The sequence below is a fragment of the Rhodococcus sp. T7 genome (assembly GCF_009872365.1).
Classification (GTDB): Bacteria; Actinomycetota; Actinomycetes; order Mycobacteriales; family Mycobacteriaceae; genus Rhodococcus_F.
Window position 1 is genome coordinate 1 of sequence record NZ_WXYH01000130.1, and the last position, 5,550, is coordinate 5,550.

The 5,550-nt window shown below is 69.3% G+C and carries 6 protein-coding genes; 2 read left to right on the forward strand and 4 right to left on the reverse strand.

Annotated features, from left to right (window positions below; all coding sequences use genetic code 11):
* The first annotated feature begins 407 nt into the window (after positions 1–407).
* Positions 408–887, forward strand: a complete 480-nt coding sequence (locus tag MLGJGCBP_RS15375; RefSeq protein WP_012686871.1) for a hypothetical protein — start codon at positions 408–410, stop codon at positions 885–887.
* Between the two features lie 6 nt (positions 888–893).
* Here MLGJGCBP_RS15375 and MLGJGCBP_RS15380 read toward each other — a convergent pair whose 3' ends face one another.
* From MLGJGCBP_RS15380 to MLGJGCBP_RS15395, 4 genes are all read right to left on the reverse strand, one after another.
* Positions 894–3,146, reverse strand: a complete 2,253-nt coding sequence (locus MLGJGCBP_RS15380; RefSeq protein WP_007296049.1) for a heavy metal translocating P-type ATPase — start codon at positions 3,144–3,146, stop codon at positions 894–896.
* Positions 3,139–3,564, reverse strand: coding sequence for an ArsR/SmtB family transcription factor (locus MLGJGCBP_RS15385; protein WP_007296048.1), 426 nt, complete (start codon positions 3,562–3,564; stop codon positions 3,139–3,141). The genes MLGJGCBP_RS15380 and MLGJGCBP_RS15385 overlap by 8 nt, the downstream gene beginning before the upstream one ends.
* 83 nt (positions 3,565–3,647) lie before the next feature.
* Positions 3,648–3,992: a DUF3703 domain-containing protein gene (locus MLGJGCBP_RS15390; RefSeq protein ID WP_007296047.1), complete on the reverse strand. Its 345-nt coding sequence runs from the start codon at positions 3,990–3,992 to the stop codon at positions 3,648–3,650.
* A 34-nt stretch (positions 3,993–4,026) separates the two neighbouring features.
* Positions 4,027–4,356, reverse strand: coding sequence for an ArsR/SmtB family transcription factor (locus MLGJGCBP_RS15395; protein ID WP_007296046.1), 330 nt, complete (start codon positions 4,354–4,356; stop codon positions 4,027–4,029).
* 361 nt (positions 4,357–4,717) lie between these two features.
* On the opposite strand from MLGJGCBP_RS15395, the gene MLGJGCBP_RS15400 reads away from it, so the two are divergent.
* On the forward strand, positions 4,718–5,550 hold an 833-nt coding region (locus MLGJGCBP_RS15400; protein ID WP_160096657.1), incomplete at its 3' end, for a M23 family peptidase.

Here is a 5,550-nt window from a genome sequence, read left to right on the forward strand (position 1 = left end):
TTCTTAGGAAAAGGATCTGCCTCACAGACACCTCGCCGCGCGGCCGACCCATCTGCCTGGCTCACCGGCTACCGACGCCTGACCATCCGCTACGAACGCCACGCCGAACACTTTGCCGGATTCCTCCATCTCGCGGCCGCGCTCACTTGCTACAAGAAGCTCCCCACATGAGACAACCTCTTAGCCGAGGGAAGTGGTTCGTGTAGGAAGTCTCCGGGGGTAAGTTCCCCGTCGGTAGCTCCCTCAGGCGGTTTCCAGCCTTGCGCGCCCACTCACCTCGCATGGAAGAGCAAGTGATTCTTAATCATGTGGTCTAGGTGTGGTCTGGCCGGGTTTTCTCGCGCGCGACTGATTGCGTGGGTCATGCTGCACGCCCGAAAACCATCTACGCGGCGCGTCCTGTTGCCTTGCAGAGAAGCTCGGTCCACTCGAAGGGTGACGCCCTCGATCCGGTGATCGCCGAGGTCACCCGCGGTCAGCCGTACCGGCACGTGATGGGTTTCGAGGCAGGTGAACGCCGCCGGGCGGAGAAAGACGCCGGATACAACACCGACCTGCGCACGGGCGAGTATCCGTTGATCGAGTGGGGTTGGTTCCGCGACGATGCGATTGCGTACACCAAGTCCGTGATCGGCACCCGGGTCGGTAAGTCCGCGTGCACATGTTGCCCGTTCGCATTCGCCAACAAGAGCACCCGGGCAGAGATCTTCGCCCGGTACGCCGCCGATCCGGCTAAGGGCCGCAGTCGCGGACCGCTGTTCGTCACCCACCGCCGACCCGGATCGCAAAGCCGTCGCCGACCGCGACACGTCACTGCCGGAACCCCCGGTCGGTTGATGCGCGGAGGGGAGGGTGCCTGCGCTGGTCGGCTGGCGTGGGGCAGTTGATGGTGGCTATCGCGGGGTATCCGAGTGCCGCTCGTCAGGGACGTTGCTGTCGGTGATGTGATCCGTGAGCTGGCCTGGGGGGTTCGACGGTCGGTCGGTGCCGGCGGTGGAGGATTGGCAGCAGTCGCAGTCCTCGTCGGTGCCCTGGCTGGTGCCGTCGGCCGCGGTCGGGCTGGTGAGTGGCAACAGCGTCGGTGCGGGTCGCGCGGACCCGACCGACCCGATGAGTGGGATCTCGGCACCACGGGGTGGGGCGGGGGGACAGCAGGCGTCGCCGAGGACGTGCGCCGAGGGGGCGACGCTCACGTGCACGGGCCTGGTGGTGGTGGGTGCGGCGGTCAGCCCGGGCAGGGTGGTGGTGCGGGCGGCGCGGATGGCGTTGCCGATGACGAGGACTTCGGCGAGTTCGTGGATGAACACCACGGTGGCCAGGCCGAGTACGCCGGTGGCGGCCAGCGGGATCAGGAGGCCGATGATCGCCAGGGACAGGCCGATGTTCTGCAGCATGATCGTCCGGGCCCGCCGGGCGTGCGCCAGCACCTGGGGCAGGTGGCGCAGATCCTCGCCCATCAGTGCGACGTCGGCGGTTTCGATGGCCACGTCGGTTCCCATGGCGCCCATCGCGATGCCGACGTCCGCGGTGGCCAGGGCGGGGGCGTCGTTGATGCCATCGCCCACCATCGCGATGCGGCGGCCATTGGCGAGGGTCGGCAGCAGCGCGGCCTTGTCCTCGGGGAGCAGTTCGGCGTGCACGGTGGTGATGCCGGCCTCGGCGGCGAGGCTGTGGGCGGTGCGTTCGTTGTCCCCGGTGAGCATCGCCACGTCGATCCCGAGCGCGCGCAGGCGCTGCACGGCTTCGGGTGCCTCGGTGCGGAGTTCGTCGCGGACGGCGATCGCCCCGATCACGGTCCCATTCCGTTCGAGCAGCACCACGGTGGCGCCCTCGCCCTGCAGACGGGCGACCTGGTCGGTGAGCGGTCCGGGATGGATCCAGCCGGGTTTGCCGAGCCGGAGTGCGGTTCCGCCGAGGGTGCCGTGCAGGCCGTGGCCGGCGACCGCGGTGACGTCGTCGGCCGGGGTGATGCCCGGGCCGGCGGCGGTCAGGATCGCCTGCGCGAGGGGGTGTTCGCTGCGGGCCTCGAGCGCCGCCGCGGCTACCAGTGCGTCCGATTCGCCGATGCCCTCGGCGGTGACGGTGGCGATGACCTGCGGGGTGTTGCGGGTCAGGGTGCCGGTCTTGTCGAGCGCGACCGCCCGGATCCGGCCCAGTTCCTCGAGGGCGGCGCCGCCCTTGATCAGGGCGCCGTGCCGGCTGGAGGCGCCGATCGCGGCGACCACGGTCAGCGGGACCGCGATGGCCAGGGCGCAGGGGGAGGCGGCGACCAGCACGACCAGGGCCCGTTCGATCCACAGCAGCGGATCACCGAGCATTGCACCGATTCCGGCGACGAGGACGGCGAGGATCATGATCGCCGGCACCAGGGGGCGGGCGATGGTGTCGGCGAGGCGTTGCCCGGCGCCCTTACGATCCTGGGCCTCTTCGACGATGTGCACGATCCGGGCCAGGGAGCTGTCGGCCGCACGGGCGGTGACTTCGACTTCGATGGCGCCGCCGCCGTTGATCGCCCCGGCGTGCAGTGGGTCGCCGGGTCCGGCCTCCACCGGCACGGATTCGCCGGTGATCGCGGACAGATCGAGACTGGTGCGGCCGGTACGGATGATCCCGTCGGTGGCGGCCCGCTCACCGGGTCGCACCAGCATCCGGTCCCCGAGCGCCAGTTCGTCCGGGGACACCGAGGATTCGGTCCCGCCGCACAGGATCGTCGCGGTCGGGGGGACCAGCGACAGTAGGGCGCGCAGCCCGCGGCGGGTGCGGGTGACCGCGTAGTGCTCGAGGCCCTCGGCGATGGAGAACAGGATCCCCAGCATCGCGGCCTCGGGGATCTGCCCGAGCGCGATCGCGCCGATCGCGGCGATCGTCATCAGCGTGCCGACCCCGATCCGGCGGTGGCGCAGTAGATTCCGCAGCGCCCCGGGGACGAACGTCGATGCGGCGACGACGGCGGCGAGCAACTCCACCGCGGTCCCCGCCGTGTCGGCGCCGACCCGGCCGAGCAGCCACCCGGCGCCGAGCAGCACCGCGGCGGCGGCCGCTACTTGCAGCTCGCGTACCTGCCACCAGCGGTCCTGGCCGTGGTCGGGCTCGGCGGCGGCGTCGGTGTTCGGTGTGGCTGCTGGTCCGCAGCAGGCGTCAGACATGTTCGGTCTCCACGTGTTCGGAACTACCTTCAGCATGGGCCGGGGCCGGGGCCGGGGCCGCGGTGGCGTGGTCGTCGAGCACGGCGCCGACCAGTGCCCGCCCGCGCGGGGTGAGCGAGTACATCACCAGCCGGCCGTGGCGCCGTGAGGACACCAGGTCGGCGATCTTGAGTTGCCGCAGATGGTGTGAGACGAGGTTCTGCGCCTGCCCGACCACCCACGCCATGTCACACACGCAGAGTTCGCCGCCGGACGCCAGCGCCGCCGCGATCGTCAACCGGGTCGGGTCGCCGAGCGCGCGGGCGGCGGCCGCGGCGGGTTCGATCCGGCTTGCCTCCGGAAGCTGGGCGCGGATCTGCTCGGCATGCGGGAGATCGAGACACAACAGGTCGCAGGTGTCGACGCGTTCCTTAGTCATATCAACATACTAACGAATATTGATATGATCAGAGACGGTTGGTGCCCGCTCGTGGAGTGGATCATCCTGCTCCGATCTCGCCGTCAGGCGGCGGCGATCTCGGCGGCCAGATCACCCGGCACTGGCATCGGCGTCATCAGCCCCGCCGAGACCCGCCCGGTATTGCCCTCCGGGTAGCGGCCCAGCGCAGAGCCGGGGGCGGCCACGATGATCCGCACCACCTGACCGAGCGCCTCGCGGCGGTCGTGCTGACGCAGGGCCAGCCGGAACATCGCCACATGATTACGGGTGTGCAGCCACGGATACGGCTGCGAGACGATGTGCGCGCGCTCGAGGTGCGCCCATCGCGCCTGCGCCTCACCGGTACTGGACGCGGCGCTCATCTCCCGCTCGTACAGGGCGCGAATCGCGTCGGTCAACTCTGTCATCTCAGTTCCCTTCCACTCAAAACGAATTCGGCGGTCAGCAGCAACCGCTGTCGTCGGCGTCCGGACACAGCGCCGGATCGACGGCGAGCACCAGATCGAGCAGATCGCCGAGGGCATGGCCGATCCGCGGATCCGCCAGTTCGTAGCGGGTCCGCCGGCCCTCCGGCACGGCGACCACCAGCCCGCACCCGCGCAGACATGCCAGGTGGTTCGACAGGATCTGCCGGGACACCCCGATCTGGTCCGCCAGCTCGGACGGATATCCGGGTTGCCCTTTCAGGCTCAACAGGATTCGGGTGCGCGTCGCATCCGACAATGCGTACCCGAACCTGGAGAGTGCATCTGCGTGCGTTACGGTGTCCACGGCCCCAACTATACAGAAATTCCTGAATTCAGAAAGGGATGAATCATAGGAGGATTCGGGAGCGGCATTGGGTGTCAGGTGAGGTGTCCGCCAGCCAGTGCTCTCGCGGACGGACCGGTCGCCGTCTGGCCGTGCATGCGGCGGGGGCGACCCGCCGGTTTCGGATCTCTTGGGCGATGCCGAGGGATGAAAAAGCCGTATCGGTAACGCTGTTGTGCTCGTGGGGGTCATGTGAAACAAGTGGATAGCGACACAGAAGTGAAGGAAATGCATTAGCGTTACGGCGTGTCGTCTTGACTTGTCGCGTCGGCGCGTTCATCTCCACTGGGTGCCCGGCGCGACTGCACCGAAGGGACCTGCGATGCGCGGTATCACCACAGCAATGCTGACTACCTGCATGAGAAGGCTGCCCGCACTGGCGCTGGGGGCCTCGACGGCTGTGGTCGCGGTGGTCATCGCAGCGCCGTCCGCCTCCGCCGATACTCCTGGCGACGCGGACTCGCCGTCCGTGCTCGCCGCGACGCTGGCCGACGCGGTCACCATGGCCACCGACGCCGCGCAACCGGACGTGGTGGTGGTCGATCCCAGCCGCTGGCAGACCGTCGCGAACATCGCGGCCACAAGTCTGAACAATGCCGATGCCAGCGGCTCGTCCGGCGACACCCGGAACCTGCTCGCCGGATGTCTGAGTGAATTCGCCGCCACCGGATCTGCCGCATCCGATGTGCTCGGCTCCTGCGCCGACGAACTCGGCGCCGTCGACGGCGGCATCGCCCCCCGACTGGTTGCCGCACTCGAACTCGGTGACGTCTCCGAATCCGCAGGCCCCGGCTCGTTCGACCACACCCCCGCCGCTGACGAGGCATCATCGGACTCGGAGCCCGCCGAGGACACCGCACCGAAGCCGGTCGAGGACGAGGCCACCGGAACTGGGGAGGCAGGCACCACCACCGAGGAGCAGAGCGAGCCCACCGACCCCACCGGTGTCGAGGCGCCCTCACCCGAGGGACCTTCACCGGAGGCGAACGCGGGCACCGCCGCCGCGACCGGCGAGCGAGAGGCCGATGCCGCCGCGACGCCGGCCCCGCAGCGGCCGCGCACCTGGAATCGCCCCGGGACCAAGGAATTCGTGGCACCCAGCGCGGGCACCGTCACCTCCACCATGGGGGATGGGCGCGGCCACGAAGGCATCGA